The sequence below is a fragment of the Pseudomonas sp. GW460-12-10-14-TSB1 genome (assembly GCF_017349775.1).
Lineage (GTDB): Bacteria > Pseudomonadota > Gammaproteobacteria > Pseudomonadales > Pseudomonadaceae > Aquipseudomonas > Aquipseudomonas piscium.
This window is the reverse complement of record NZ_JACNAC010000006.1, coordinates 32698-59485: the sequence shown is the minus strand read 5'-3', so window position 1 is coordinate 59485 and position 26788 is coordinate 32698. Positions and strand designations below refer to the sequence as shown.

Annotated in this window: 25 protein-coding genes; 10 read left to right on the top strand and 15 right to left on the bottom strand. The window is 64.7% G+C overall.

Going from position 1 to position 26788, the window contains the following annotated elements; genetic code table 11:
• Nucleotides 1-56 precede the first annotated feature (56 nt).
• Nucleotides 57-1676, bottom strand: a complete 1620-nt coding sequence (locus J4D52_RS05940) for an FMN-binding glutamate synthase family protein (protein ID WP_102676069.1) — start codon at nucleotides 1674-1676, stop codon at nucleotides 57-59.
• Nucleotides 1677-1805: 129 nt separating this feature from the next.
• Nucleotides 1806-2606, bottom strand: coding sequence for a helix-turn-helix transcriptional regulator (locus tag J4D52_RS05935; RefSeq protein WP_102676082.1), 801 nt, complete (start codon nucleotides 2604-2606; stop codon nucleotides 1806-1808).
• Between the two features lie 228 nt (nucleotides 2607-2834).
• Between J4D52_RS05935 and J4D52_RS05930 the strand changes: the two genes are divergently transcribed.
• From J4D52_RS05930 to J4D52_RS05915, 4 genes are all read left to right on the top strand, one after another.
• Nucleotides 2835-3107 (top strand): type B 50S ribosomal protein L31, encoded by a 273-nt coding sequence (locus J4D52_RS05930; protein WP_016703453.1) that lies wholly within the window; start codon nucleotides 2835-2837, stop codon nucleotides 3105-3107.
• Between the two features lie 237 nt (nucleotides 3108-3344).
• Entirely contained in the window at nucleotides 3345-3779 is a 435-nt protein-coding gene (locus J4D52_RS05925; protein ID WP_063432848.1) for an NUDIX domain-containing protein, read from the top strand.
• Nucleotides 3780-3806: 27 nt separating this feature from the next.
• A complete protein-coding gene (locus J4D52_RS05920) occupies nucleotides 3807-4445 on the top strand; it encodes a LysE family translocator (RefSeq protein WP_025806043.1) in 639 nt (212 codons plus the stop codon).
• Nucleotides 4446-4485: 40 nt separating this feature from the next.
• Nucleotides 4486-4995: a GNAT family N-acetyltransferase gene (locus J4D52_RS05915; RefSeq protein WP_102676070.1), complete on the top strand. Its 510-nt coding sequence runs from the start codon at nucleotides 4486-4488 to the stop codon at nucleotides 4993-4995.
• A 32-nt stretch (nucleotides 4996-5027) separates the two neighbouring features.
• Here J4D52_RS05915 and metR read toward each other — a convergent pair whose 3' ends face one another.
• Nucleotides 5028-5945: a transcriptional regulator MetR gene (gene metR, locus J4D52_RS05910; protein WP_009050584.1), complete on the bottom strand. Its 918-nt coding sequence runs from the start codon at nucleotides 5943-5945 to the stop codon at nucleotides 5028-5030.
• A 108-nt stretch (nucleotides 5946-6053) separates the two neighbouring features.
• Between metR and metE the strand changes: the two genes are divergently transcribed.
• The 4 genes from metE to J4D52_RS05890 all read left to right on the top strand — a co-directional run bounded on the left by metE (nucleotide 6054) and on the right by J4D52_RS05890 (nucleotide 11596).
• On the top strand, nucleotides 6054-8366 hold the full coding sequence (gene metE / locus J4D52_RS05905) for a 5-methyltetrahydropteroyltriglutamate--homocysteine S-methyltransferase (RefSeq protein WP_063432846.1): 2313 nt from the start codon (nucleotides 6054-6056) through the stop codon (nucleotides 8364-8366).
• 366 nt (nucleotides 8367-8732) lie between these two features.
• On the top strand, nucleotides 8733-9767 hold the full coding sequence (locus J4D52_RS05900; protein ID WP_102676071.1) for an alpha/beta fold hydrolase: 1035 nt from the start codon (nucleotides 8733-8735) through the stop codon (nucleotides 9765-9767).
• A gap of 228 nt (nucleotides 9768-9995) precedes the next feature.
• Nucleotides 9996-10691, top strand: coding sequence for a hypothetical protein (locus J4D52_RS05895; RefSeq protein ID WP_025806037.1), 696 nt, complete (start codon nucleotides 9996-9998; stop codon nucleotides 10689-10691).
• Nucleotides 10688-11596 (top strand): hypothetical protein, encoded by a 909-nt coding sequence (locus tag J4D52_RS05890; protein WP_102676072.1) that lies wholly within the window; start codon nucleotides 10688-10690, stop codon nucleotides 11594-11596. The genes J4D52_RS05895 and J4D52_RS05890 overlap by 4 nt, the downstream gene beginning before the upstream one ends.
• A 17-nt stretch (nucleotides 11597-11613) precedes the next feature.
• Here the strand turns inward: J4D52_RS05890 and J4D52_RS05885 are convergent, their stop codons facing one another.
• From J4D52_RS05885 to J4D52_RS05860, 6 genes are read right to left on the bottom strand one after another with little or no spacing between them, the layout of a single operon-like run.
• Entirely contained in the window at nucleotides 11614-13011 is a 1398-nt protein-coding gene (locus J4D52_RS05885) for a sigma-54 dependent transcriptional regulator (RefSeq protein ID WP_102676073.1), read from the bottom strand.
• Nucleotides 13008-14792 carry an ATP-binding protein gene (locus J4D52_RS05880; protein WP_025806034.1) on the bottom strand — a complete coding sequence of 595 codons (1785 nt, stop codon included), beginning with the start codon at nucleotides 14790-14792 and terminating at the stop codon, nucleotides 13008-13010. The genes J4D52_RS05885 and J4D52_RS05880 overlap by 4 nt, the downstream gene beginning before the upstream one ends.
• On the bottom strand, nucleotides 14789-15916 hold the full coding sequence (locus tag J4D52_RS05875) for a GNAT family N-acetyltransferase (protein WP_063432842.1): 1128 nt from the start codon (nucleotides 15914-15916) through the stop codon (nucleotides 14789-14791). Before J4D52_RS05875 ends, J4D52_RS05880 begins: the two co-directional genes overlap by 4 nt.
• A 14-nt stretch (nucleotides 15917-15930) precedes the next feature.
• Nucleotides 15931-16812 carry a carboxylesterase gene (locus J4D52_RS05870; RefSeq protein ID WP_063432841.1) on the bottom strand — a complete coding sequence of 294 codons (882 nt, stop codon included), beginning with the start codon at nucleotides 16810-16812 and terminating at the stop codon, nucleotides 15931-15933.
• Nucleotides 16809-18203, bottom strand: a complete 1395-nt coding sequence (locus tag J4D52_RS05865) for an aspartate aminotransferase family protein (RefSeq protein ID WP_063432840.1) — start codon at nucleotides 18201-18203, stop codon at nucleotides 16809-16811. Before J4D52_RS05865 ends, J4D52_RS05870 begins: the two co-directional genes overlap by 4 nt.
• Nucleotides 18196-18915, bottom strand: coding sequence for an MtnX-like HAD-IB family phosphatase (locus J4D52_RS05860; protein WP_102676074.1), 720 nt, complete (start codon nucleotides 18913-18915; stop codon nucleotides 18196-18198). Before J4D52_RS05860 ends, J4D52_RS05865 begins: the two co-directional genes overlap by 8 nt.
• Nucleotides 18916-19145: 230 nt before the next feature.
• Here J4D52_RS05860 and J4D52_RS05855 point away from each other — a divergent pair, with 230 nt between their 5' ends.
• Complete coding sequence (locus J4D52_RS05855) at nucleotides 19146-19928, top strand: MipA/OmpV family protein (RefSeq protein ID WP_063432838.1); 783 nt, start codon at nucleotides 19146-19148, stop codon at nucleotides 19926-19928.
• Between the two features lie 270 nt (nucleotides 19929-20198).
• Entirely contained in the window at nucleotides 20199-21065 is an 867-nt protein-coding gene (locus J4D52_RS05850; protein ID WP_102676075.1) for a fatty acid desaturase, read from the top strand.
• A gap of 105 nt (nucleotides 21066-21170) precedes the next feature.
• Here J4D52_RS05850 and J4D52_RS05845 read toward each other — a convergent pair whose 3' ends face one another.
• The 6 genes from J4D52_RS05845 to J4D52_RS05820 all read right to left on the bottom strand — a co-directional run bounded on the left by J4D52_RS05845 (nucleotide 21171) and on the right by J4D52_RS05820 (nucleotide 26707).
• Nucleotides 21171-21569 carry an EamA family transporter gene (locus J4D52_RS05845; protein ID WP_025806021.1) on the bottom strand — a complete coding sequence of 133 codons (399 nt, stop codon included), beginning with the start codon at nucleotides 21567-21569 and terminating at the stop codon, nucleotides 21171-21173.
• Between the two features lie 32 nt (nucleotides 21570-21601).
• A complete protein-coding gene (locus J4D52_RS05840; protein WP_025806020.1) occupies nucleotides 21602-21976 on the bottom strand; it encodes an EamA family transporter in 375 nt (124 codons plus the stop codon).
• Complete coding sequence (locus J4D52_RS05835) at nucleotides 21973-22893, bottom strand: arginase (RefSeq protein WP_102676076.1); 921 nt, start codon at nucleotides 22891-22893, stop codon at nucleotides 21973-21975. Before J4D52_RS05835 ends, J4D52_RS05840 begins: the two co-directional genes overlap by 4 nt.
• Nucleotides 22894-23123: 230 nt before the next feature.
• Nucleotides 23124-23453 (bottom strand): GlpM family protein, encoded by a 330-nt coding sequence (locus J4D52_RS05830; protein WP_173678518.1) that lies wholly within the window; start codon nucleotides 23451-23453, stop codon nucleotides 23124-23126.
• Nucleotides 23454-23483: 30 nt separating this feature from the next.
• Nucleotides 23484-24809 (bottom strand): sigma-54 dependent transcriptional regulator, encoded by a 1326-nt coding sequence (locus J4D52_RS05825; RefSeq protein WP_102676078.1) that lies wholly within the window; start codon nucleotides 24807-24809, stop codon nucleotides 23484-23486.
• The gene (locus J4D52_RS05820) at nucleotides 24806-26707 is read right to left on the bottom strand and encodes a sensor histidine kinase (protein ID WP_025806016.1); all 1902 of its coding nucleotides are present in this window, start codon (nucleotides 26705-26707) and stop codon (nucleotides 24806-24808) included. Before J4D52_RS05820 ends, J4D52_RS05825 begins: the two co-directional genes overlap by 4 nt.
• Nucleotides 26708-26788 lie beyond the last annotated feature (81 nt).

The following is a 26788-nucleotide window of genomic DNA, read 5'->3' as shown; positions in this document are numbered from 1 at the left end:
TTGCCTATCGATGAATAACGCCCCCACCGCAAGGGCGGGGCGTCGGGTGTGGCTGGTCAGGCCGCGGCTTCGTTGTTCGGCTCGAAGCTGTCGGCGCGCGCCAGTTGCCACATGCGCGAATAGAACTCGCCCGTGACCGCGCCGGTGAGCAGTTCGCCGGGCTTGAGGAACACATGCAGCTGCGAGAACAGCTTGATCTCGGTGGCCGACATGCGTCGCACCAGGTGCCTGGCTTCCAGTTGCGACGGGTGTTGCAGGCCAGCGGCGGCAAGCATTTCCGCCAGGGCCTTGAGGGTGTTGCGGTGGAAACTGAACACCCGTTGCGCCTTGTCCGGCACCACCAGCGCCCGCTGGCGCAGGTTGTCCTGGGTGGCGACGCCAGTCGGGCATTTGTTGGTGTGGCAGCTTTGCGACTGGATGCAGCCGATGGCGAACATGAAGCCGCGCGCCGAGTTGGCCCAGTCGGCGCCGATGGCCAGCACGCTGGCGATGTCGAAGGCGCTGACGATCTTGCCGCTGGCGCCGAGCTTGATCTTGTCGCGCAGGTTCAGGCCCACCAGGGTGTTGTGCACGAACAGCAGGCCTTCGCGCATCGGCGCGCCGATGTGGTCGGTGAACTCCACCGGTGCCGCGCCGGTGCCGCCTTCCTTGCCGTCGACCACGATGAAGTCGGGGAGGATGCCGGTTTCCAGCATGGCCTTGGCGATGCCCATGAACTCCCACGGATGGCCGAGGCAGAACTTGAAGCCAACGGGCTTACCGCCGGACAGCTCACGCAACTGCTGGATGAAATGCATCATTTCGATCGGCGTGGAAAAGGCGCTGTGGCTCGATGGCGAGATGCAGTCCTCGCCCATGCGCACGCCGCGGGTATCGGCGATTTCCTGGGTCACCTTGTGCTTGGGCAGAATGCCGCCGTGGCCGGGCTTGGCGCCCTGGCTCATCTTGATTTCGATCATCCGCACCTGCGGATTCTGCGCCTGCTGGGCAAAACGCTCCGGGTCGAAATGGCCGTCGCTGGTACGGCAACCGAAGTAGCCGCTGCCCAGCTCCCAGGTCAGGTCGCCACCGTTTTCCCGATGGTAGGGGCTGATGCTGCCTTCGCCGGTGTCATGGGCGAAGTTGCCGAGCTTGGCGCCCTGGTTGAGGGCGCGGATGGCGTTGGCGCTGAGGGAGCCGAAGCTCATGGCCGAGATGTTGAACACCGAGGCCGAGTAGGGTTGCTTGCACTGCGGGCCGCCGACCGTGACGCGGAAGCTGCTCGGGTCGCTCAGGGGCGCCGGGCGCATGGAGTGGCCGATGAATTCGAAGCCCGACTGGTAGACGTCGATCAGGGTGCCGAACGGCTTGTCGGCGCTTTCGTTCTTGGCCCGGGAATAGACCAGCGAACGCTGGGCCCGGGAGAAGGGCAGGGCCTCGCTGTCGGACTCCAGCAGGTACTGGCGGATTTCCGGGCGGATGCCTTCCACCAGGTAGCGGATATTGCCCAGGATCGGGTAGTTGCGGCGCACCGCGTGGGGGCTTTGCAGCAGGTCGAAAATGCCCAGCAGGCTGAGCAGGGCGGTTACCAGGGTGATTGGCCAGAGCCAGTCATGTTCGAGAAAGGGCAAGCTGGCGAGGGTGAAAATCACGCAGGCAGCAAAGAAGGCGTAGCGGCTCAGGAGGGACAGGCTCATACGGTTTCCTTGGTTCGGACTCTATAGATTTCGTTTTTGGGTACTCATTCTTCTTGTGTGGCCAACGATCTTGTTGTTGTAGAGAACGGCCGTGGCGCATCGGCTGTGCGCTTATGACCGCTTCAGGCATCAGGCATTCTGCGCCTGGAGAAAAATCGAAAACAGCTCGGACTGGGACTTGATGCCCAGCTTGCCGTAGATGTGTTTCTTATGGACTTTCACGGTTTCGGCAGAGATTTGCAGCTTACGAGCGATCTCCTTGCTGGAGCAACCGCTGAGCATCAGGTGCCCGACCTCCAGCTCGCGGGCGGTCAATTGCGTGCCCTTGAGCCGTTGCAGCGAATCTTCCAGGCGGCTGCGCCAGTTGCCGCTCGGGTTCGGCGTGCCGGCGCCCGGCTGTTCCAGCGGTTCATGGGCCAGGCGCTGGCGCAGCAGGCTGACCACCCAGGGCTGGATCAATGACAGCAGGGCGAGTTGCGACGGGGTGAAACGCTGCCGGGCACCCAAGGACAGGCACAGGGTGCGTTCGCCGTCGAGCTGGCAATTGAAGTGGACCTCGTCGGCCACCAGGTTCAGGCGAAAGTAGCGCTGGTAGTACTCGGTGCGCTCGAAGTCCTCGGGCGCCACTTCGGCCAGGTGATAGAGGCCGGTCCGCGGCTGTTCGCGGCTGGCGAGGTAGAAGGGGTCGAGCAGGTACAGGCCCTTGAGGTAGTCCTGGAACAGCTGGTCGGGGCTGCCGTCCGCCCCCGGGCATTCGGCGAACACCCGCGGCGCCTGTTCATTGCTGAAAAGCAGCGCGACCCAGCTGTCGAAGCCCAGGTACTGCTCCAGCTGGCGCACCAGCAGGGTCCAGAAGTTCGGCCGGTCGAGGGCGTCGATCAGTTGGCCGACGCTGCGGTGCCAGGCGATGTCTTCCAGCGAGAGGGTCATGGATTCTGCCTTTTTCGGAGTGCCCCGACGCCCGATCAGCGGCCGGTTGCTGTTGCGCATACTGGCGCCGGGACCCGCCGTGGGCAAGCGTGAACGCCTGGAGCCAGGCGTTGCCGAGGGGCGATAGACGATTGGTAGCTTTCCTTATTGCAACTGGTTCTCGTTTCTGTGAGTGAATAATGTTACTGTATAACGTATTGCAGCCTTAGCTATCCCCTGGAGACTCCCATGAAAGCCAATATCCATCCCGCCTACCGCACCGTGCTGTTCCACGACACCGCCGCGGATGTGTACTTCCTGATCGGTTCCACCGTGGACACCGACCGCACCCAGCGCCACAGCGATGGCAACACTTACCCCTATGTTGCCCTGGACGTTTCCAGCGCCTCGCACCCGGTCTACACCGGCCAGCAGCGCAAGACCCAGTCCGAAGGCCGGATCGCCGGCTTCAACAAGCGCTTCGCTTCTTTCGGTTCGTCCGGCAAGACCGGCAACGCTTGAGGGCCCCAGCCCTTGCCGCGCACCTGCTCGTTCCTGCATCCCTGTGGGAGCGAGCTGCATCCTCTCGTCCAATCCCTTCTCTATTTCAGCCAGTCCATGGAAGGCCTGGGCGGCACCCGCTTTGTCCCGCTGCCCGAGGCGCCGAGTGTATGGAAAAAACAGCGCCCGACTGTGTCGTGACGACGCCTCGCTAGTCATGGGATCCTTGCCGCCTCGCGTAATCGATCCAGGTTTTTCATGACTCTTTCAAGTGCCACATCCCCCCTTATCCATATCGCCGCGGCCCTGCTGATCGGCCCCGACGGCCGTACCCTGCTGGTGCGCAAGCGCGGCACCCAGGCCTTCATGCAGCCGGGCGGCAAGATCGAGCCGAGCGAGTTGCCGGCCCAGGCCCTGGCTCGTGAACTGGAAGAGGAACTCGGGCTGCGTATCGACCCGGCCGACGCTCGTTACCTGGGACGTTTTTCCGCCCCGGCGGCCAACGAGCCGGGTTTTGTGGTCGAGGCCGAATTGTTCCGCCTCGATCTGGACACCGACGAGGTACAGCCCGCGGCGGAAATCGAGGAGGTCCGCTGGATCGATCCGGAGGTTGCCGACGAGCTCACCCTGGCCCCATTGACACGCGACCTGATCTTGCCGTTTTATCGCGCCTCGCAACTGGCCTCGGCCTGATTTTTCAAGGACAAAGGATTGCCCATCATGATTCCCCTTCACGACATGTTGATCTTCATCGCCGCAGCGCTGCTGATGGTGCTGACCCCCGGCCCCAACATGATCTACCTGATTTCCCGTTCGATCTGCCAGGGGCGCCGGGCAGGCGTGACCTCGCTGGTCGGCGTGGTGGCCGGTTTCTTCGTTCACCTGTTCGCCGCGGCGATCGGCCTGACCGCGGTCTTCATGGCGGTGCCGGTGGCCTATGAAGTGCTCAAGTGGGTCGGCGCCCTGTACCTGATGTGGCTGGCCTGGCAGGCCCTGAAGCCGGGCGCGCGTTCGCCGTTCGAGGCGCAGCAGCTGCCGCCGGACTCGTCGCGCAAGCTGATCCTGATGGGCTTTCTCACCAGCGCCCTGAACCCGAAGATCGCGGTGTTCTACCTCTCGGTCTTTCCCCAGTTCATCAGCCCGGAACACGGTTCGGTGTTCATCCAGAGCATCATCCTCGGCCTGACTCAGATCAGCGTGAGCTTCAGCGTCAACCTGCTGATCGCCCTGTTCGCTTCGGGAATCGCCGCCTGGTTCGTGCACAACCCGCTGTGGCTGGCGACCCAACGTTATTTCATGGGTTTCGTGCTGGCCGGGCTGGCGGTGCGTCTGCTGCTGGAACAACGCCAGACGGCTTGATCCTTTCATTCACCCGCGAGCCCAGGGGCCTCGACCAACCATGTCCATCCAGCGCCTCGATGCCCGTCACGCCGCCGCCTACCGCGCGCTGATGCTCGAAGCCTACGAGCGTCATCCGCAGGCCTTTACTTCCAGCGTCGCCGAACGGGCGGCGATGCCCCTGAGTTGGTGGGAGTCGCGGCTGAGCAGCCCGCTGGATCTGTTGCTGGGGGCTTTCGAGGGTGGCGAACTGGTGGGCATCGTCGGGCTGGCGTTCGAGGTCCGGGAAAAAGCCCGGCACAAGGCCACGCTGTTCGGCCTGTATGTGGCGCAGCCTTATCGCCACGGCGGCCTGGGCTACCGGCTGGTCCAGGCGTTGCTGCAGGAGGCGCGCCAACGCCCCGGGGTGCGGCTGGTGCAACTGACGGTCACCGCTGGCAACGAAGCCGCCCTGGTGCTGTACCAGCGCTGCGGTTTTGTCCAGTTCGGTCTGGAGCCGCTGGCGGTGCGGGTGGGCGTCGAGTATTTCGACAAGCTTCACCTGTGGCGTGAAGTCATCTCCCCCCTCTGACGATCCCCGCTCCTACAGGCCGACGCCGCTTTTCAACGTACCGCGCTGACCCCGTCCAGGGTCGAGAACGAGGTGTCCTTGGCGGTCAGCAGGAAGTCGCGCATATAGGGCGCATCCAGCATGTCGGCGCGGATCGCCGCGTACAGCGTGGCGAACAGGCCTTTTTCCCCCAGGCGCTTGGCCTTCACATAACCCCGTGAGCTGTATTCATGCAGCGCCCAGTGGGGCATGCCGCACACGCCACGGCCGCTGGCCACCAGCTGCATCATCATCACGGTCAGCTCCGAGGTGCGGACCTGGGCCGGCTCGATGTCGGCCGGTTCCAGGAAGCGGGTGAAGATATCCAGGCGGTCGCGCTCCACCGGGTAGGTGATCAGGGTTTCGCTGAGCAGGTCTTCCGGAACTATGTAGGGCTTGCTGGCCAAGCGATGCTGGTTGGCCACCGCGAGCATGGCTTCGTAGGTGAACAGCGGCACGTAGGTGATGCCCGCCAGTTCCACCGGGTCGGAGGTCACCACCAGGTCCAGGTCGCCACGGGCCAGCGCCGGCAGCGGGGCGAAGGAGAAACCCGAGGCCAGGTCCAGTTCGACTTCCGGCCAGGCATCGCGGAACTGGTCGATGGTCGGCATCAGCCACTGGAAGCAGCTGTGGCATTCGATGGCCATGTGCAGGCGCCCGGCGGTACCGCCGGCCAGGCGGGAAATATCCCGTTCGGCGGCGCGCAGCAACGGCAGGGTGGCGTCCGCCAGTTGCAGCAGGCGCAGGCCAGCGCTGGTGAAGCGCACCGGCTTGGTCTTGCGCACGAACAGCGGCATGCCCATGCGCTCTTCCAGTTCCTTGAACTGGTGGGACAGGGCGGACTGGGTCAGGTGCAGGCGTTCGGCGGCTTCGACCAGGCTGTCGGCTTCGCGCAGGGCGTGCAGGGTCTTCAGGTGACGGATTTCGAGCACCAGGGTCTCCATGAATGAATTTTGTGATCAACACGAAAAGGTTGAGTTTGTCTCATGTTGGCTTGGCTGTCGACAATAGCGCCATCTTTTACAGGGAGGAACCCACTCATGGCCTTGGCCCACACCCTTGGTTTTCCGCGCATCGGCGCCGACCGCGAACTGAAAAAAGCCCTCGAATCCTACTGGAAGGGCGACCTCGACCGGCAGGCGCTGCAAGACGTCGGACGCCAGCTGCGGGCCAGGCACTGGCAGCTGCAAAAGGACGCCGGCATCGACCTGCTGCCGGTGGGCGACTTCGCCTGGTACGACCAGGTGCTGACTCACTCGCTGACCTTCGGCGTGGTTCCCGAGCGCTTCGACAGCAGCAAGGACGCCCAGGGCCAGCCGACCCTCGACACCCTGTTCGCCATGGCCCGTGGTGCTTCGACTGGCTGCTGTGGCAGCGATCACGCCAAGACCCAGTACGCCCAGGAACTGACCAAGTGGTTCGACACCAACTACCACTACCTGGTCCCAGAATTCAGCGCCGACCAGTCATTCAAGCTGAGCTGGGAGCAACTGTTCGACGAGGTCGACGAAGCCCACGCCCTGGGCCACCGGGTCAAGCCGGTGATCATCGGTCCTTTGACCTACCTGTGGCTGGGCAAGGCCAAGGGCAACGACTTCAACAAGCTCGAGCTGCTGGAGCGCCTGCTGCCGGTCTACGGCGAAATCCTCAACCGCCTCAAGGCCCAGGGCGTGGAGTGGGTGCAGATCGACGAACCGATCCTGACCCTCGACCTGCCGCAGGAATGGAAGGGCGCCTTCGAGCGGGCCTACCACATCCTCCAGTACTCGCCGCTGAAAAAACTGGTGGCCACCTACTTCAGCGGCCTGCAGGACAACCTCGGGCTGGCCGTCGGCCTGCCGGTGGACGGCCTGCACATCGACGCCGTGCGGGCGCCGGAGCAACTGACCCAGGTGCTCGACCGCCTGCCGACCTACAAGATTCTTTCCGTGGGCCTGGTCAACGGTCGCAACGTCTGGCGTTGCGAGCTGGAGCAGGCACTGCAGCAGCTGCAAGCGGCGCAGGAGCGTTTTGGCGACAACCTGTGGGTCAGCAGTTCCTGCTCCCTGCTGCACAGCCCGGTGGACCTGTCCCGGGAAGATCAGCTGGATGCCGAGCTGAAAAGCTGGCTGGCCTTCGCCGTGCAGAAATGCGGCGAGATCTCGGTGCTGCGTGACGCCCTGAACCATCCCCAGGCCCCGGCGGTGCAAGCGGCCCTGGCCGAAAGCCGCCAGGTGCAGGCCAGCCGCGCGCAGTCGCCGCGGATCCACAAGGCCGAGGTCCAGGCGCGGCTCAAGGCGGTCAGCGCCGCCGACAGCCAGCGCCATTCGCCCTTTACCCAACGCATCGCCCAGCAGCACGCCCGCTTGAAGCTGCCGGTGTTCCCGACCACCACCATCGGTTCGTTCCCGCAGACTGCCTCGATCCGCCTGGCCCGTCAGGCGTTCAAGCAGGGCAAGCTGTCGAACAACGACTACACCGACGCCATGCGCTGCGAAATCCGCCACGCGGTGCAGGTCCAGGAGCGCCTGGGGCTGGACGTGCTGGTGCATGGCGAAGCCGAGCGCAACGACATGGTCGAGTACTTCGCCGAGCAACTGGACGGCTACCTGTTCACCCGTTTCGGCTGGGTCCAGAGCTACGGTTCGCGCTGCGTGAAACCGGCGGTGATCTACGGCGACCTGAGCCGCCCGCACCCTATGACGGTGGACTGGATCAGCTACGCCCAGAGCCTGACCGACAAGGTGATGAAGGGCATGCTCACCGGGCCTGTGACCATGCTGATGTGGTCCTTCCCCCGCGAGGATGTGTCCCGCGAGGTGCAGGCCCGGCAACTGGCCCTGGCCCTGCGCGATGAGGTGGTGGACCTGGAGCGGGCCGGGATCAAGATCGTGCAGATCGACGAAGCGGCGTTCCGCGAAGGCCTGCCGCTGCGCCGGGCGGATTGGCAGCCGTACTTGGACTGGGCGGTGGAAGCCTTCCGCCTGACCGCCTCGGGGGTGCGCGACGAAACCCAGATCCACACCCACATGTGCTACAGCGAGTTCAACGACGTGATCCAGGCCATTGCGGCGATGGATGCCGACGTGATCACCATCGAGACGTCGCGTTCGGACATGGAGCTGCTGGAGGCTTTCGAGGCCTTCGACTACCCGAACGACATCGGCCCGGGGGTGTATGACATCCATTCGCCGCGGGTGCCGGACACCGCCGAGATGGTCAAGCTGATGAGCAAGGCGGTCCGGCGCATCCCCGCCGAGCGCCTGTGGGTCAACCCGGACTGCGGCCTGAAGACCCGCGCCTGGCCGGAAACCGAAGCCGCCCTGGTCAACATGGTCGCCGCCGCCCGCCAGTTGCGTAACCAGCAGGCCTGATCCCAGCCAACGCCAATCCCTGTAGGAGCGCAGCTTGCGCGCGATGAGTCCACAGGCGCCGCGCTGCTTCAGGAGCACCGCGTCATCGTTCACGACCATCGCGAGCAAGCTGCGCTCCTACAGTGGGCCGGGGCACGATGCTGCGGGCTTTTGTAGCCGCTGCCGCAGGCTGCGATAAGGCCGAAGGCCTTCAGCGGGTTCAAGATCGCTGCGTCCCTTCGGGCCGATCGCTGCCTTCGGCAGCGGCTACAGGTTTTATGACCACTGGGCAATCTTCATCAAACTGTCACGTAACTGTGGCAGCGCGCTCGATCAAAGTTCATCAGACTCGCGCTCTACTGGGCTTCTGCGTTTCGGTGTTTCTTCATGTGGGCAAGATTTTTTTCAACGACTGTTTTCCTGGCCGCGCTGCTGCTCGGCCTGCCGTCTCAGGCGGCGTCTCGCTGCGATGTCAACGTACCGACCCAAAGGGTCGAACTGGAGCAGGTGAGCCTGGCCTACCAGAGCATCGGCCGTGCCTCCGATCCGGCCCTGTTGCTGGTGATGGGCCTGGGCGGGCAGTTGATCCACTGGCCGGACGAGGTGGTCGTTGCCCTGTGCCAGCAGGGGTTCCGGGTGATCCGTTACGACAACCGCGACGTCGGCCTGTCCACCTGGCGCCAGGCGCCGGCCAGCGCCAACCTGACGTTCGAGGTGCTGCGCTACAAGCTCGGCCTGCCAGTGGCCGCGCCCTACAGCCTGACCGATATGGCCGACGACGCCCTGGGCCTGATGAATGCTCTGCAGGTCGAGCAGTTCCATGTCCTGGGCGCGAGCATGGGCGGGATGATCGCCCAGCACCTGGCGGCCATGGCGCCGCAACGGGTCGAGAGCCTGACCCTGATCATGACCAGCTCCGGCGCCGAAGGCTTGCCGGCGCCCAACGCGGCGCTGGTGCAACTGTTGTCGCGGCGCGGCGCGCCGAACCGTGAGCTGGCGCTGGAGCAACAGGCCGACCTGCTGGCCGCCCTCGGCAGCCCGCAGGTCACCGACGATCGCCAGGCGCTGCTGCACCAGGCGGCGGTGTCCTATGACCGAGCCTTCAATCCGGAAGGGGTGAAGCGCCAGATCATGGCGATCCTCGCCGAACCGAGCCGGGTGGCCCTGCTCAACCAGCTGCGGGTGCCGACTCTGGTGGTGCATGGCACCGCCGATCCGTTGCTGCCGGTGATGCACGGCGTACACCTGGCCGCGCATATCCAGGGCAGCCAGCTGAAGCTGATCCCGGGCCTGGCCCATCGCTTCCAGGAAGCCTTCAAGGCGCCGTTGCTGGCGGCGGTGCTGCCCTACCTGCAACGCCATCGCGAAGACACCGCGCACTGGGCGCAGATCGATCCGCTGCCCGCGCCGAATCTCCTCTGACTCTGGCTTCCGTAGGAGCCAGGCTTGCCGGCGATGCGGGCAGTGCGCTGTGCCTGAGGTACCGCCATCGCGGGCAAGCTTCGCTCCTACAGGTCCGTGGCGGAGCAGCTGGCTGGAACGGCAGGCCGCAGCTGGGGTGAATAGAAAAATATATCAATGTGCCACTATGGTTTTTGCAATGATGGCCGACACAGGCAGCGTCATTCTTAATTCATAGGGAATTGATTCATGAGTTTTCGTATCTTGCGTACCTGGGGCGTGCTGACGTTGCTGGCCTGCCTGGCACTTACCGGCTGTGCCAACGTGCAGCAACCTATTGCCCTGGACCAGCAGTTCTGGGGGGCCAAGGAGCCGACTATCGGCGTGGCCATCACTGTGTTGCCTGCTCCCGAACTCATGCTGACGGGTAGCCAGGGGTTGCTGGACGTGGCTATCAACAAGGGCGTCAACAGCAAGCTCAGCGACAACGTCAAGACCTGGGAAGTGCGCGACCTCGACACCCTGCCGGATGTGATCGTGGCCAAGTTGCAGGCCAAGGGCTACAAGGCCAAGCGCATCATCGACCAGATCGACCTGAAGAATTACAAAAACACCTCGTTCCGCGAAGGCTACATGACCAAGGACATGACTCCGATGAAAGCCATGTATGGGGTCGATCGCCTGTTGCTGGTGAACGTCTTCGTGACCGGTGCCACCCGTAGCTACTACAGCCTGGTCCCGACCAGCGTGCCGATGGCCCAGGTGGGTGGGCAGGGCATGGTGGTCGATCTGGCCGACAACAAACTGCTGTGGTTCCAGCCGTTCGCCGCAGTGCAGGCGGCCCAGGGCGAGTGGGATGAGCCGAACTACGCCAACCTGTCCAACGCCTTCTACCAGGCCGTTGATAACAGCCGTCAGCAAATGATCACGCCGTTCTCGCAATGAAAGGCTGGTTGACTGTTGTCCTGGCGTTGTCGCTGGCATCAGGTGGCTGTGCGCAGAAAGCACTGCCGCCGGCCGGCTTCAAGGATCAGGGGGCGTTGCCCTATGTGCAGAAGCATGGGCTCAAGCTCGAGGTGCTGCTCAACGAGCAGGACTTCGTCGGCGCCAGCACGGTGATCGATATCAAGGACGCGACCCGCGCCGCGTCTTCCAGCAATACCCTGCTGCAAAGCTCCGGGGCCAGTGCCGGCCTGGCCGGAGTGCTGGTGGCCAGCCTGATCAATACGCAAATGGGCAGTGGCAGTTTGCAGCGCGAGGCCGAACAGGCCGCGCACAACGAGTCACGGCCGATGGCCTCATTGCTCGGTGGACAGCTGTTGCAGACACGCCTGCAACAGCGCTATCAGGAGGCTTCACAAGCCGCCGGCCTGAAGCAGGGCGAAGGGGCAATCACCGCCCGTTTGCTGGTCGAGCCCAAGCTGATGCTGGGGCCGGATCGCGGCAGTTTTGTGCTGATCAATCAGGTTCGGCTCGAGGATATCGCGGGCTCCGCGCTGTACCGCACCCGGATCGAAGTGGTCAGCCAGCCATTCCGTCGCTGCGGTGCGCAGTGCATCGATGACGGCGGCCTGGAACTGGACAAGGTGCTGGCCTTGCTCGACGAGTGTGTCAGTGAGTCGATGCGGGTGCTAGCGGCCGACCTGAGCCAGCCGGCGTCGAGGCCGGCGGCCCAGGAAACCCTGCGTTACGTGCTGGACGGCCAGCGGGTGGTCGAGCGTGGTTACCAGTTGGCGAGTAATGGCAGTTACTCGCGTTACCGTAACCTGCAGGGCGCTGTGAAGTCAGTGCCGGTGGCCTTCGAGGATGCGCTCAGCGAAGAGCAGTTGCAGAAAATCTACGGGCAGTAGAACTCCGCGCTGAGCCCTTAGCGGACGATCTTGTCGACCTGGATCCCGAGCTTCTTCAGGCGGTACCAGAAGCTGCGTTCGGAAATGCCGATCAGCTGCGCGGCGGCCGCCTGCACGCCGTTGCTCTGTTGCAGGGCGGCGAGAATGTAGGCCTTCTCCACTTCGGCCAGGGCCGCGTCCAGGTCGCTGGGCACGCTGAGGCTGTCGCCGGGCAGGGGGCTGGCCCCGGCGTTTACCGGTGCTGAGGTAAACAGATAACCCGGCAGGTCGCTTTCCTCGATCACCGCGCCCGCGGCGACAATGGTCGCGCGTTCGACGCAGTTCTGCAGTTCGCGGATATTGCCTGGCCAGGCATAGTTGGCCATGGCCTGCAGGGCCTGCGGGCTGAAACCGGTGATGCGTTTGCCGGCGGTGGCGCCCAGGGTATGGGCGAAATGCCGGGCCAGGGGCGCGATATCCTCGACCCGCTCGCGCAGGGCGGGCAGGGGGATCGGGAAGACATTGAGGCGGTAATACAGGTCTTCGCGAAACTCCTTGTTGGCCACCGCCTCCAGCAGGTTCTTGTTGGTGGCGGCGATCACCCGCACATCGACCTTGCGCTCGCGCGGGTCGCCCACCGGTTCGATCACCCGCTCCTGCAAGGCGCGCAGGATCTTCGCCTGCAGGGCCAGCGGCATGTCGCCGACCTCATCGAGAAACAGCGTGCCCTTGTCCGCCTGTTGAAAGCGCCCGACCCGGTCGGCCACGGCGCCGGTGAAGGCGCCCTTGCGATGGCCGAACATTTCGCTTTCCAGCAGGCCTTCGGGGATCGCCGCGCAGTTGACCGCGACAAAGGGTTTGTTGGCGCGGTTGCCGTGCTGGTGGATGGCCCGGGCGACCATCTCCTTGCCGGTGCCGCTTTCGCCGGTCAGCAGGATGGTGGCGTTGCTTTCGCGCACCGAGTCCACCGCTTGCAGGACCTGGCGGAAAGTCGGGCTGTCGCCCACCAGGCTGTCGAACTGCCGGTGCTCGTCGAGCTCGGCGCGCATGCGCTGGTTGTCTTTGAGGATGTCGCGAAACTGCAGGGCCTTGCTGACGGTGATGTCCAGCTCGTCGATGTCGAAGGGCTTGGCGATGTAGTCGTAGGCGCCGTTGCGCATCGACTGCACGGCGTTTTTCACCGTGCTGTAGGCGGTCATGACGATCACCGGGATCTGCGGGTAGCGCTGCTTGATCTCGGCCAGCAGCTGCGGGCCGTCCATGCCGGGCATGCGCCAGTCGCTGATCACCAGGTCGATCTCTTCCTGCTCCAGCACCTTGAGCGCATGCAGGCCGTTGCCGGCGGTGAACACCTGGATACCGTCCTGGCTCAGCGCCGAGGACAGCAGGTCGCAGAGTTTGGGCTCGTCGTCGACCACCAGCAGGTTATGCGTCATGGCTGTGCCTTTTGCTCATCTTCATCGTCTTCGTCGTCCTCACCCTTGGCCGGAATGTACAGGCTGAAGGTGGCGCCGGCATCTATTTCGCTGCTGCATTCGATGTGCCCGTCATGGTTTTCCATGATCGAGAACACCTTGGCCAGGCCCAGCCCGGTGCCCGAGGCCTTGGTGGTGACGAAGGGAGTGAAGATGCGTTCGAGCATGTCCGGCTCGATGCCCTGGCCGGTGTCGGTGACCCGCAGGATGGTGTGCTCGGCGTCCTGGGCGATGCCCAGGGTCAGGCGCCCGCCCGCGGGCATGGCGTCGATGGCGTTGAGGATCAGGTTCAGGCAGGCCTGCTTGAGCTGGCGCGCGTCGGCGTAGAGGGTCGCGCCCGGCGCCTGGTCGTCGATCTGCGCGTCGATCTTGTGGCTGGCCAGTTCCGGCTCGCAGAAGCCGATCAGTTCTTCCACCAGCGGCCGCGCCAGCAGGGTCGAGCGGATCGGCGCGCTGGGTTTGGCGAAGTCGAGGAAGTCGGTGATCAGGTCGTTGATCCGGCTGACTTCGCTGATCACGTATTCCAGGTGGCGCTTGTCGCCTTCGGGCAGGTCCGCGCGGCGGTGCAGCAGTTGGGTGGCGGTCTTGATGATGCCCAGGGGGTTGCGGATTTCGTGGGCCAGGCCCATGGCCACTTCGCCCAGGGCGTGCAGGCGGTCGCGGCGGCGCAGCTGGGCTTCCAGGTGCTGCAGTTCGCCCAGGCGTTCGCTCATGTGGTTGAAGGTGCTGCTCAGCTCCGCCAGTTCGTCGCCGCCAATCACCGGTACCCGTTGCCGGTAGTCGCCGGCGATCACCGCCTGGACCCCCTTGGACAAACCGCGCAGGGGCATGGTCAGGCGTTTCGACACCAGCCAGCCGACAGCCAGCGACGCCGCCGAGCTGAGCAGGAAGATCAGGATGAACAGGTTGCTCTGGTTGACCAGCCCCACCAGGCTGCTGTGGCGCAGCAGGCCGCTGAAAATCACCCCCACCAGGTCGCCGCTGTCGTTGAAGATCGGCCGGTACAGCCCGCTGTAGCGGCTGGTGAACTGCTCCGTGGGTTGGCGGGTGTCGCGCAGGATGTTCTCGATCTTTTCCGGTACCTGGGTCGGGTGGTCCTCGAAACGCTGGGTGGCGAAGATCTCGGCGAAGTCGTTGGCCTTGGCCAGGTACAGGCGCAGGTCGAGGGAATGCACGTCGGCCACGCTGGTGAGGAAACTGGCGTCCAGGTAGGTGGCGATCAGCAGCTGGTAGTCGACGCCGTCGAGGGTGGTCTGGAAGGTCGAGACCACCGCGCCGGTGGCCACGCCGCCGATCTGCAGGGTCTGCAGCACCGCGTTATGGGCCAGGTTGATCTGCCCGACGATATCGTCGGCGGCGGTGCTGAACACCACCTGTTGGTCGCGCTTGCGGATCAGCGCCACCACATCGATGCCCATGGAGTCGGCGATGTCGGCGGTGAGCTTGTCGTGCTTGGCCGCGTTGCGGTCGGTGGGCGGCCTGGCATAACGCAGGAACAGCTGGGCGATGCGCGCGTTGTCGCGCAGGGTCTCGGTGATTTCGTCCTCGACGATCTTGGTCGATTCCTGCAGCCAGATGCGCACGTTGCTGTCGAAGATCTGCGACAGGGTGGTGGCCGCCAGCTCGGCGGCGATCATCGTGGGAATCACGCTGACCATCCAGAACGCCAGCACCAGCTTGCGCTGCAGACTCCAGCGGGAGATGGCGAAAGGGCGAGGGGTGCGGCGGTCTTTTCTGGTCATGAACTTTCGCTTAGTGCAGCGGCCATGGCGGGGTCGGAACGATCCGGCCGGAGAACATATTTCAGCCCTTTGAGCAGGGTGTCGAGCAGCGGGTTGCGATGCTGGAAGAACAGGCTGTTGCCGGTGAAGCTACAGCCCAGGCGCAGTTTGCTGGCATAACCGGCCTGGCCACATTCGTAGAGCGCGATCCGGTGCTGGATACAGTAGTCGACATTGGCCATCCAGCTGCGGAAATACAGGTTGTGCTCACGGCTGATCTCCAGGTCGTGGGCGAAGAATTTGTCGATCAGCCGGTGCTCGTCAAGCAGCACCAGGTTGAAAGCCACCAGTTGTTGGTCGACCCAGTACAGCACGCAGGCGGCCCGTTCTCCCAACTGCTGGAGGATACCGGTGAAGTAGGGCGCGGGTAAGCGTTCGAATTGCAGGTCGCTGCGCTGCAGGGTGGCTTCGTACAGGCGCATGATCTCGGGCAGGACGTCGTCGATGTTGCGTCGCCATTCGATCCGTGGCCCGGGCGCGCGCAACTTGCGGCGCAGGTCCTTGCGCGTGGACTTGCCCAGGGTGCCGAGGTAGGCATCCAGCGAGCCGAAGGGCACCGGCAGCAGGGCGCTGGGCAAACTGGGCATGGCTTGCAGGCCGAACGCCTGGCAGCTGGCGGCCCATTGCCGGTCCTGGCTGGCGGCATCCTTGACCGCCAGCAGGCCGATGCCCTGGGCGTCGGCGTCGCGCCGGGCCAGGTGCAGCAGTTGCTCGAGCAGGGCTTGGCGGCGCACCGCGGGGATATGGCTGGCGGTGCCGGCGTGGCACTGTTCGGCCACCGGCGAACCTATGGCATACAGCGGCAGTTGCAGCAGCCCCGGCCACCAGCGTTGCAGGCGTTCGCTCAGGCGCTTGGCCGGGCCCGAGACAGTGGTGTCCAGGCGGTAGCGGGTGATGAAGGCCGGAGCGGCGGCCACCAGCGCCCCGTCTTCGAACACCGCCAGGTAGCGCCAGGTGAAGTCCTCGATGCCGGCGTTCTGTACTGCCAGGTAATAGTCCCAATCCTCCAGGGCACCGGGAAAACAGTCGTTCCAGGCGCCGCGGTCGATGGCCTGGATGCTCGAAAAGACTTGGCTGGTGATCACGTGCGGTCCTTGAATCAGGCGAGCTGGCGCAGGTCTTCGTACACCGCGGGCCGCGGGCCCGCCTGGCGTTCGATGAAGTCCGCGCTCAACTCCACCACCCGGCGGTACTGCAGGTCGACGGTGATCATGTGGTAGCAGTTGTCGAGCAGCACCTTGACCACCGGGCCGCCGAGCTTGCGCTCGACATAGTCGGCGTTCCAGCGGCTGGTGATGTCGTCCTCGATGGAGTGCAGCACCAGGGCCGGGGTGGTGATCGACGGCATGCGTTTTTTCACCACCGCGTTCATCCGGTGCAGCTCGCGCACGGTCACCCCTTCCATGGTCAGCAGGCCGGCACTGCTGCTTTCGCCGGCCTTCATCTGCCGCTCGACCACCGCCCGCAGGCGCTCGTTCTTGATGCCGTACGGCGGCTTCTCCTCGAAGCTGCAGATGTGCACGCCGAACGGAATCTTCATCAGCAGTGGGGTGAGGAACGCTAGCTTGTTGATGCTCCAGCCGTCGTACTTGAGGGTGGTCGAATACATCAGCAGGCCGCTGACCTGCCCCGGGTGTTCCGAGGCCAGGTACATGGACATGACGGCGCCCATCGACAGGCCGCCGACGAACACCTGCCGGTGGCGCTGACGGATACCGACGAAGGTCCGGCGCACGCCCTCGTACCAGTCCTGCCAGCCGGTGGCCTGCAGGTCGGCGTTGTTGCCGCAGTGCCCGGCCAGGGTCGGCACGTACACCGTGCACCCGGCCTTGGCCAGGCCGACGGCCACCCGACGCAGTTCCGTCGGGGTGCCGGTGAGGCCGTGGATCAACAACACCGCGACCTCGCCATTGCCGAGGACGAACCCGGCATCGCCTTCGCCCAGGTCGATGCCTGCGCCCGGATCGATCTGCGCTGTCATCGTTTCATGGCCCGGTCCAGCAGACGGTCGAGCAGGGCGATGCCGAGGTCGATCTCCGCGTAGCTGATTTCCAGCGAGGGGGCCAGGGTGATGACGTTCTTGTAGTAGCCGCCGACATCGAGAATCAGCCCCAGGCGCTGGCCATTGATTTCGATGTCGCCCTTCATGCCTTCCTCGACCATGTAGTCCAGGGTCGCCTTGTCCGGGGTGAAGCCGTCGCTGGTGCAGATCTCGCAGCGCAGCGCCAGGCCCAGGCCATCGACGTCGCCGATGATCGGGTAGCGCTTCTGCAGGTCCTTGAGGCCTTCCAGGAAGTACTTGCCCTTCTCCATGACCATCGCGCCGTAGTCGATCTCGCTGGTCATCTTGAACATTTCCAGGCCCACGGCAGTGCCCAGCGGGTTGGAGGCGAAGGTGGAGTGGGTCGAACCCGGCGGGAACACCTTGGGGTTGATCAGCTCTTCCCGGGCCCAGATGCCGCCCAGCGGGTTGAGGCCGTTGGTCAGGGCCTTGCCGAAGACGATCACGTCCGGCTTGACGTCGAAGTGCTCGATCGACCACAGCTTGCCGGTGCGGTAGAAGCCCATCTGGATTTCGTCGACCACCATCAGGATGCCGTGCTGGTCGAGCACATGCTTGAGCTCGCTGTAGAAGTTCATCGGCGGGATCACGTAGCCGCCGGTGCCCTGGATCGGCTCGACGTAGAAGGCGGCGTATTCGCTCTGGCCGACTTTCGGGTCCCACACGCCGTTGTATTCAGTCTCGAACAACCGGGCGAACTGCTGCACGCAGTGGCTGCCGTACTCTTCCTTGGTCATGCCCTTGGGGCCGCGGAAGTGGTAGGGGAAGGGAATGAAGTTGGCGCGCTCGCCGAAGTGGCCGTAGCGGCGACGGTAGCGGTAGCTGGAGGTGATCGACGAAGCGCCGAGGGTACGACCGTGGTAGCCGCCTTCGAAGGCGAACATCAGGCTCTTGCCATGGGTAGCGTTACGCACGACTTTCAGCGAGTCCTCGATGGACTGCGAGCCGCCGACGTTGAAGTGCACGCGGCCGTCGAGGCCGAACTTCTTCTTGGCGTCCACCGCGATCATTTCCGATAGCTCGATCTTGCCCTTGTGCAGGTACTGGCTGGCGATCTGCGGCAGGGTATCGATCTGTTGCTTGAGGGCATTGTTCAGGCGCGGGTTGGCATAACCGAAGTTCACCGCCGAGTACCACATCTGCAGGTCGAGGTAGGCCTGGTCGCTGGTGTCCCAGACGTAGGAGCCCTCGCAGCGGCTGAAGATCCGTGGCGGTTCGATGTAGTGGACGGTGTCGCCGTAGGAGCAGTACTTGGCTTCTTTTTCCAGAAGCACCTGGTCTTCTGCGGTAGCGATACGAATGTCAGACATGATGGAAGAGTTCCTGAGTGTGTACGGAATGTTCGGTGGTGTTGTCGAGGGCGAAGGCGCCGGCGTTGGCCGCTTCGTTGGGCAACAGGGCCAGCAGTGCCGGCAGTTCGGCGAAGGAATCGAAGGTCGCGTGGGGGATGGCGTTGCGTTGGCAGTACTCGGCCAGGCGGCCCTTGGCGAACACGAAGTCGGCGCTGGCGGCCACGCACATGTCGGACTGGCCGTCGCCGATCACCAGCACCCGCTTGCCCTTGGGCGTGGATTTGCATTTGCAGTTGCCGGACGCGGCGCGGCAGGCGTCGCTGGCGTGCGGGAAGTCGATGCGCCAGCTGTGCTGGTCGACCTGGCGCAGGCGGTTGGCGAGGATCGGTAGCAGGCTCACGTAGTGGCGCGCGAGGATCCGCGCGATGCCTTGCTCGATACCGTCGCTGACCACTTCCAGGGAAGCGCCCAGGCCGATCACGTGATCGACGAAGTCGGGGAAATCGGGATCGATCTCGACGCTGTCGAAACAGGCGAGCAGTTCGGCGGGCGAGGCCTTGACCAGCGCCAGTTGGCGGCTGAGGCATTCCCGGGAGCCGATATGGCCATCCAGCCATTGTTGCTCGATCGCTTCCCAGCTCGGGTCGGCGAAGCGTTGGAGGACGTTGTCGATCACGTCGGTGCGGGTGATGGTCCCGTCGAAGTCACACACGATATGCCAGTGCATCATCTGCAGTTACCTGTTGGAGAGGAGCGCACTTTGCGCATGCCAGGTACTGGAGCAGGGACTGTGCCAAGTGGCTTAAGCCCAGGCGGGCCGGGCTCTGCGCGGGAAAAATGCGTTGGAAGGGCGGGTTGGAGCTACAAATTTTGTAGCTCGCTACAAACAACATCAGTGCTTGCAGGGAGGAGGCGGGGTGGTGATTGATGCGCGCATCTTCACTCCAGGAAACCCGCGCCATGTTCAGCTTCACACGCTCCGCCCTGTTTGCCGTCCTGCTTATCCTGGGGGCCACCAGCGGGGCTTTCGCCGAGGACGGGGGCCAGGATGGATTGAGCGGCTCGCTGGGCCTGGGCATCGGTTACCAGCCCCATGACCCCAGCGGCAGCCGGCATGACACTGTGCCCTTGCCCTATGTCGATCTGGAGTGGGGCGATGTCAGCCTCGACACTGACGACGGCCTGACCTGGGATGCCTTCAAGGCCAATGGTTTCAGCGCCGGGCCCTATATCAACTATTTGCCGGGACGCAACGCCAACGGCTCGCTGCGCGGTCTGCGGGACGTGCCGAACATGGCTGATGTCGGCGGCTACATCCAGTACGCGCCGGACGACTTCTGGCGCCTGTTCGCCTCCATCGGCAGCGCGGTGGCCGCGGGCGAGGGCCAGGGCGGCCTGCTGGGCAAGATCGGCGGCGAGATCGGTTATCCCCTGGGCCTGGGGATCATCGGCAGCAACAACCTCACCGCGCATTTCGCCGATGCCCGGCAGACCCAGACCTTCTTTGGCATCAGCGACGCCGAGGCCCAGGCGACGGGCATCGGCCGCTACAGCGCCGGCGGCGGTTTGCAGAACCTGACCCTGACCCAGAACCTGCAGGTGCCCCTGGGCGGCAACTGGTCGTGGATGACCAGCGCTAGCTGGATTCACCTGACGGGTTCGGCGGCCGACAGCACCCTGGTGCGCGAGCGCGGCGAAGTGAATCAGGGCCAGGTCCAGACCGCCCTCAGCTACCAGTTCTGAGGTCCGCCAAGGCCTTATCGCCGGGCTTGCGGGGCGATGGCGTTCTCCAGGCCGTCATCGCAGGCAAGCCTCGCTCCTACAAAAGCGGGGCGGAATACCTTTGTCGGTGTGCGCTGTTTCTGTAGGAGCGAGGCTTGCCCGCGATCCAGGCGCCGCGGGGTGTCGAGCACCGCATCAACCTTCATCGCGAGCAAGCTTCGCTCCTACGGTGGAGGAATTGGTCCACCCTTTGCACTGGCAGCCATGAACCCACTTTTCAGGAAGTTCTTCATGGCTCGTCCCGCTTATCGCCTGCTCGCCCATTCGCTGTGGGACCTTGTCCCGATCCTGATGGCCCTGGCGCATTTTTCCTTCGTGCTTTGGCTGGTGCTGGCCTTTCACAGCCTGTCCTGGTGGGTGATCCTGCCGGCGGCGTTGCTGTATGCGGTCAGCCTGTCGTGGAGCATCAACAGCATTTCCCACAACCAGATCCACAACGCCTACTTCAGTCTGCCGTGGCTGAACCGCGCCTTCGATCTGCTGCTGTCGGTGACCATCGGTTTTTCCCAGACCCTGTACCGCGATATCCATAACCGCCATCACCGTGGCAACTCGGATCGGCCCGGGGCGGACGGCACCACGGTCGACCCGCTGTCGATCTACCTGCATGGCCGCAATGGCCAGCCGGACAATGTCTGGGCCTACACCTTCCTGAGTTTTTTCCGCGACGATCCCAAGGCCATCTACCAGGAAATGCAGCGCAAGCGCCCGGCGGACGCGCGTTGGGTCAAGGTGGAAATAGGCATGACGGTGTTGGTCTATGTGGCGCTGGCGCTATACGACTGGCATGCGCTGCTGGTGCTGCTGCCGTTCTGGTACCTGGGACAGTCGCTGTCCTCGCTCAACGGCTACTACGAGCACCTGGGCGGCAACCCGGACCTGCCGATTGCCTGGGGCGTGAGTTCCTACAGCCGGCTCTACAACCTGATCTGGATGAACAACGGCTACCACGCCGAACACCACTACCGGCCGAAGATGCACTGGACCCGGGTCAAGGCCTTCCACCGCGAGATCCGCGAACAGCAGCGGGCGGGGGGGGTGAAGGTGATCCCGCTGGCCCATGGCCTGGGCTTTCTGCTGAAACACCCGAAGCGCTGAGGCCCGAGTACCTGTAGCCGCTGCCGCAGGCTGCGATAAGGCCCGGAGGGCCTTCAGAGGCCCTCAAGAGCAACGCCCCCTTCGGCAGCGGCTACATAAAGCCCTTCAGGCTTCTTCGCCTTCGGCCAGCAGGGCGATCCCGCCGATGATCACGAAGACCCCGACCCAGTGCAGCAGGCTGATCTGCTCGCCCAGGCCCAGCCAGGAGCCGAGCAACACCACCACGAACACCAGCGAACTCAGGGGGAAGGCCAGGGACAGGCTGCTGCGTCGCAGGATCAGCATCCATACGAAGAAGGCACCGATGTAGCAGGCGATCGCCAGCAGCACTCCCGGGTTGACCGCCACCGCGGCCAGCCATTGCAGGTTGAAATCCATCTGGCCCAATTGATCGCCGCCGACCTTGGTGGCGATCTGGCCGGCGCTTTCGAAGCCGATCAGCAGGGCCCAGAGCACCAGGGTGCCGAGGCGGCCGTGGAGCCAGTCGTGAGTCTGTGCAGTCATACCATCTTTCCTTGTGAAGCGTTGAGGGGGGCTCAGGTGCTGGCGACGTACACCAGCATTACGCCGAGGGTGATCACCAGGGTGCCCAGCCAGCGTCGGCGGCTGACGTTCTCGCCGAGAACCACCTTGCCGGCCAGGACCACGCCGCAATAGGCCAGGGCCGCCGCCGGGAACAGCAGGCTCAGCGGCGCGCGGGACAGGGCTTCGAGCCAGACGAAAAACTCGATCACATAGGCGCCGATGCCGCACCACAAGAGCGGTGCGTTGAACACCTGGCCCCAGAAGGCATTCAGGCGAAAACCGCCTTCCAGCTCCGGCAGGCGGTCCAGGCCGAGCTTGAAACAGAGCTGGCCGATCACGTCCAGGACGATGGAAAAGGCCACCAGCAAGATAACGGTCAGGGTCACGGGAACAGCTCCTCGAACAGCGCCATCAGGGCTTCGTTAGTGGTCGCATTGCGCTGCAGGTCGGCTTCGCTCCAGCGTTCGGCCGGTGGCTGGTCGGAGCGCGCTTCCCAGCGCTTGAAGGCGTTGCTGAAGGCCGGCGCGGCGAACTCGCCGCAGACGTCGATACCGAGGATGCGCTTGCGTGCCGCCAGGCTGCGCAGGGCTTGCAGCAGGTGGCTCAGGCGCATGCCGCCCTGGTCCCAGTTGGTCGCGGCGTCGGCACTGGCCAGCACGTCCTTGTCGATGGTGATCCAGATCGCCTGGGTCGGCAGGCTGTCGATCATCTGCTCGAGGAAGGCGGGCCAGTCGAGCCCGGCCAGGTTGCGCCAGTGCAGGTGGTTTTCCTGCTGCTGGTGTCCGGCGCCGTCGCCGACCCGGCCCCAGACCTTGGAGGGCGCGTGCTGCCAGGGAAACAGTTGCAACCTGCCGTGGCGCAACGCCTTGAGGTTGCCGCCGCGCAGCTGCGGGTTGTGCAGGTCGTCGCTGCACGGCCCGAGGGTGACGATGCGCTGGATATGCGGCAGCTGCAGCGCCCGGTTGACCCAGGAACCGCAGTGCCGGCGCGGCGCGAAGCGCACCCAGTCGGGGTGGTTGTCGAAGTGGATCAGGCTGACCGGCTGTTGCAGGTCGGCCAGGAAGGCCGGGGTCAGGTGGTGGTAGTCACCGGAGCCGACAAAGAAGATTTCCGGCTGCGGGCCGCTGTGGGCGGGCCTTTGCCGCAGGCGCTCGGTGAAGTGGCGGTAGGTGCGTTCGGTGGACCAGAGCCGCAGTTTCGGGCCCAGGTCCAGCAGGTCCAGGCGTCGCGCCTGGCCGCTGCGCAGCCGGCGCTGGACAGGCTCCTGGGCGGTCAGGCTGTGGTCGAGATCGAGAATGTTCAAAGCAGGATTTACCCATGGCAGCGCCCCTCGAAAAAGCCGGCGTCACAGGTCGCGGACGCAGGCAGAGCGGGCTTTACAGGGTAAATGCAAGGGACGGGCCAGGGCGCCGAACGCAACCTGTAGCCGCTGCCGAGCCCGCGAGGCTGCGATCGACCCCGCAGGGGGGCGCAGAGGTCTTGAGATCGCTGAAGGCCTTCGGCCTTATCGCAGCCTGCGGCAGCGGCTACAGGTCAGGCGTGCACGCGGACCCAGACGCTGACCAGCAGGGTGGCGGCCATCAGCCAGGCCACCGCGGCCACCGCCAGGGAAGCCTCCAGGCGCAGGCGGTCGACCATCACGTAGAGGGTCGCCAGGTACACGAAGTAGGGAATGATCGACCACATGCCGAAGACGATGGTGGTCTTCAGGTCGTCGATGGAGCGGCCCTTGCCGACGATGTAGTGGGCGATCAGGGCGAAGGTCGGGAACAGCGGCACCAGGCCGGCGATGTAGTAGTTCCTGGTCTTGGCCAGGGCGGCGAGGATCACCACCACGGCGGCGCCCAGGCAGGCTTTCAGCAATAAATCCACGGTACTTCTCGCAGATGTTGGTTAGTGGCTCAGGCCGTATTTCTTGACCTTGTCGAACAGCGTGGTCTTGGCCATGCCCAGTTCCTGGCTGGCCTGGGTCAGGTTACCGCCGCTGCGCTGCAGGGCGTCGTTGAGCAGGTTGCGCTCGAAGGCCTCGACCGCCTCGGCAAAGCCCAGGCCTTGCGCAGCGTTGCCGCTGGACTTCTTGAACGCCGGCAGGCCCAGGGCAAAACGCTCGGCGACGTTGCGCAACTCGCGCACGTTGCCCGGCCAGTCGTGGCTCATCAGGTTCGACAGGGTCTGGTTGTCCAGCTCCGGCGCGGCGCGGTCGAAACGCAGGGACGATTGCTGCAGGAAGTGCTCGAACAACTGCAGGATGTCCTCGCGCCGTTCGCGCAGCGGCGGCAGCTCCAGGGTCACCACGTTCAGGCGGTAATACAGGTCGCTGCGGAACTGGTTGGCGCGCCCCAGCTCGTCGAGGTCGGACTTGGTCGCCGCGATCACCCGGCAATCCACCGCCACGCTCTGGTTCGAGCCCAGGCGCTCCAGGGTGCGCTCCTGCAACACCCGCAGCAGTTTGATCTGCAGGTTCATCGGCATGCTTTCCACTTCGTCGAGGAACAGCGTGCCTTCGTGGGCGTGCTCGATCTTGCCGATGCGCCGCTTGCCGGCGCCGGTGAAGGCGTTGGCCTCATGGCCGAAAATCTCGCTTTCGAACAGGTTTTCCGGCAGGCCGCCGCAGTTGAGGGCGACGAACTGGTGGGTGTGGCGGCGGCTGAAGTCATGCAGGCAGCGGGCGACCAGTTCCTTGCCGGTACCGGTCTCGCCTTCGATCAGCACGTTGGCCGAGGTGTCGGCGACGTTGGCGATCAGCTCCCGCAGGTGCTGCATGGCTGGCGAGCGGCCGATGATCCGTCCTTCGAGGGAGTCGCGCTCGGCCAGCTGGCGGCGCAGTGACGACACTTCCCGGGCCAGCCCGCGCTGCTCCAGGGCGCGACGGGCAACCTCCACCAGACGCTCGGGGGAGAAGGGCTTTTCCATGAAGTCATAGGCGCCTTTCTGCATGGCGCCGACGGCCATGGAGATATCGCCGTGACCGGTGATCAGCACCACCGGCAGGCTGCGGTCGCGGGACTTGAGGCGGGTCAGCAGCTCCAGGCCGTCGATGCCCGGCAGGCGGATATCGCTGATGACGACCCCGGCGAAGTTGTCGCCGACCCGCTCCAGGGCTTCTTCGGCGCTGCCCACGCCGACACAGGGAATGTCTTCCAGGGCCAGGGCCTGCTGGCAGCCGAGCAGGACATGGGGATCGTCTTCGACGATCAGGACGGTAAGGTCGTTGTTCATAGCGGCTCGGCTTGTGTAGGGCTGACCAAAGGCAGGCTGAGGACGAAGGCGGTACCGCCGTCGGCCGGGTGCTCGACGCCCAGGTTGCCACCCGTGGCGGCGGCCAGGCTGGCGGACAGGGTCAGGCCGAGACCCAGGCCCTGTTCGCCGGGTTTGGTGGTGAAGAAGGGTTCGAACAGATGCTTGCGCGCTTCGGCGTCGATGCCGTGGCCGTTGTCGCGCACCCGCAGGCGGTATTTGCCCTCGACGCTTTCGCCTTCCAGCCACAGCTCCGGCCGCGGCTGCGCCTGCATGGCGTCCAGGGCGTTGCCGATCAGGTTGACCAGGATCTGCTCCAGGCGGGTCTGGTCGATCTTTACCTGGACCTCGCTGAAGTCGCGGTGCAATTGCAGCGGCAGGTTTTCCAGGCGTGCGTTGAGCAGCTGCAGGGCGGCGTCCACGGCCTTGCCGAGGCTGGCTTCGCCCTGGTCCTCGCCGCGACGGGCGAAGGAACGCAGGCTGGCGGTGATGCGGCCCATGCGGTCGATCAGTTCGTTGATGGTCTTGAGGTTGGTGCTGGCGGTGTCCAGGGCGCCGCGCTCGAGGAAACGCACGGTGTTGCCGGACAGGGTGCGCAGGGCGGCCAGCGGCTGGTTCAGTTCATGGGCGATGCTGGTGGACATCTGGCCGATGGCGGCGAGCTTGCCGGCCTGGACCAGTTCGTCCTGGGCGCGGCGCAGGGTTTCCTCGGCCTGGCGGCGCTCGCGGATCTGGCCCTTGAGCCGCTCGTTGCTGGCGCGCAGGTCGCTGGTGCGTTCGGCGATCCGCCGTTCCAGCTGGTTGTTGGCTTCCTGCAGGGCTTCGCGGGCGGCGAGGCGGGTGGCGATGACCTTGCGCCGCTCGTTCCAGGCAATCAGCAGGAAAGCCACCAGGGCGAAAGCCACGGCCACCAGGATGCCCTGGTTGATGGCTTCGCGGCGCAGGTCCTTGAGCGGGGTCAGCAGGGTGAAGTTCCAGGGCGTATCGCTCAGGGGCCGGGTCTGGGACAGGTAGCTGATTTCCTTGTCGTCGGACACCAGCTCGGTGTTGGCCGGGAAGGTCAGTTTCTCCACGCCTTCGGCCAGGCGTTCGCGGGCCAGCGGCTCCAGTTCGTTGAGGGTGAACCAGTAATATTGCAGGCTGCGCGCCAGGCGCTCCTTGGTGTCGTCGCTCAGCGGGCGTACCGACCGCAGCCGCCGGGCCGGGTCGCTGGAGAGGATGATGATGCCGTTCTCGTCGCTGACGAAGCCTTCCAGGCGGGCGCGTTGCCAGCGTTCTTCCAGGGCTTCCAGGCGCACCTTGACCACCGCCACGCCGATGATCTTGCCCTGTTCTTCCAGGCCGTGGGCCAGGTAGTAGCCGGGTTCGCCGTTGGTGCTGCCGATGCCGTAGAAGCGCCCGGGCTGGCCGCGCACGGCATTCTGAAAATAGGCCCGGAACGACAGGTCTTCACCCAGGTAGCTGTCGACGTCGCGCCAGTTGCTGGTGGCCAGCACGCGACCGGTAGTGTCCATCACGTAAATGGCCCGACTGCGGCTGCGCCGGTTCAGGCCTTCGAGGTAATTGTTGACAGTCTGCCGGTGCTCCGGCGTCGGGTCGTTGAGCAGCAGCGAAACGCTGGATTCGAGTTCCAGCAGGCTGGGCAGGTAGGTGTATTTGCTGATCTCGCTTTCGACCGCGCGGGCGTGCAGTTCCAGCTGGCGTTCGCCGTTCTCGCTGAGGCTGCGGATGCCGTAGTGCTCGCTGACCCAGAAGCCGACGTAACCCAGGCCGATCATCAGCAGGATGACCAGTGGCGGCAGGAACAGGTGGCGGATCAGACGGGGTTTCACGGCGAGTGATGGCGGCGCGGCGCGATAGAGAGTGGGGTCGCATTTCATCACAGTGGTCCCGGGTGTACCAGTTGTCCGTCCATGGTGACGTCCCCGTGGTATTGCGAGCTGTAGCCGCTGCCGAAGGCT

Excerpts from the sequence above, each read along its gene's own strand:
- J4D52_RS05920 (WP_025806043.1), top strand. The coding sequence starts at position 3,807 with ATGATTCCCCTTCACGACATGTTGATCTTCATCGCCGCAGCGCTGCTG.
- J4D52_RS05855 (WP_063432838.1), top strand. The coding sequence starts at position 19,146 with ATGTTCAGCTTCACACGCTCCGCCCTGTTTGCCGTCCTGCTTATCCTG.
- J4D52_RS05895 (WP_025806037.1), top strand. The coding sequence starts at position 9,996 with ATGAGTTTTCGTATCTTGCGTACCTGGGGCGTGCTGACGTTGCTGGCC.
- J4D52_RS05915 (WP_102676070.1), top strand. The coding sequence starts at position 4,486 with ATGTCCATCCAGCGCCTCGATGCCCGTCACGCCGCCGCCTACCGCGCG.
- J4D52_RS05880 (WP_025806034.1), bottom strand. The coding sequence starts at position 14,792 with ATGACCAGAAAAGACCGCCGCACCCCTCGCCCTTTCGCCATCTCCCGC.
- J4D52_RS05820 (WP_025806016.1), bottom strand. The coding sequence starts at position 26,707 with ATGAAATGCGACCCCACTCTCTATCGCGCCGCGCCGCCATCACTCGCC.
- J4D52_RS05890 (WP_102676072.1), top strand. The coding sequence starts at position 10,688 with ATGAAAGGCTGGTTGACTGTTGTCCTGGCGTTGTCGCTGGCATCAGGT.
- J4D52_RS05860 (WP_102676074.1), bottom strand. The coding sequence starts at position 18,915 with ATGATGCACTGGCATATCGTGTGTGACTTCGACGGGACCATCACCCGC.
- J4D52_RS05865 (WP_063432840.1), bottom strand. The coding sequence starts at position 18,203 with ATGTCTGACATTCGTATCGCTACCGCAGAAGACCAGGTGCTTCTGGAA.
- J4D52_RS05850 (WP_102676075.1), top strand. The coding sequence starts at position 20,199 with ATGGCTCGTCCCGCTTATCGCCTGCTCGCCCATTCGCTGTGGGACCTT.
- J4D52_RS05825 (WP_102676078.1), bottom strand. The coding sequence starts at position 24,809 with ATGAACAACGACCTTACCGTCCTGATCGTCGAAGACGATCCCCATGTC.
- J4D52_RS05870 (WP_063432841.1), bottom strand. The coding sequence starts at position 16,812 with ATGACAGCGCAGATCGATCCGGGCGCAGGCATCGACCTGGGCGAAGGC.
- metE (WP_063432846.1), top strand. The coding sequence starts at position 6,054 with ATGGCCTTGGCCCACACCCTTGGTTTTCCGCGCATCGGCGCCGACCGC.
- J4D52_RS05925 (WP_063432848.1), top strand. The coding sequence starts at position 3,345 with ATGACTCTTTCAAGTGCCACATCCCCCCTTATCCATATCGCCGCGGCC.
- J4D52_RS05885 (WP_102676073.1), bottom strand. The coding sequence starts at position 13,011 with ATGACGCATAACCTGCTGGTGGTCGACGACGAGCCCAAACTCTGCGAC.
- J4D52_RS05935 (WP_102676082.1), bottom strand. The coding sequence starts at position 2,606 with ATGACCCTCTCGCTGGAAGACATCGCCTGGCACCGCAGCGTCGGCCAA.
- J4D52_RS05930 (WP_016703453.1), top strand. The coding sequence starts at position 2,835 with ATGAAAGCCAATATCCATCCCGCCTACCGCACCGTGCTGTTCCACGAC.
- J4D52_RS05845 (WP_025806021.1), bottom strand. The coding sequence starts at position 21,569 with ATGACTGCACAGACTCACGACTGGCTCCACGGCCGCCTCGGCACCCTG.
- J4D52_RS05940 (WP_102676069.1), bottom strand. The coding sequence starts at position 1,676 with ATGAGCCTGTCCCTCCTGAGCCGCTACGCCTTCTTTGCTGCCTGCGTG.
- J4D52_RS05900 (WP_102676071.1), top strand. The coding sequence starts at position 8,733 with ATGTGGGCAAGATTTTTTTCAACGACTGTTTTCCTGGCCGCGCTGCTG.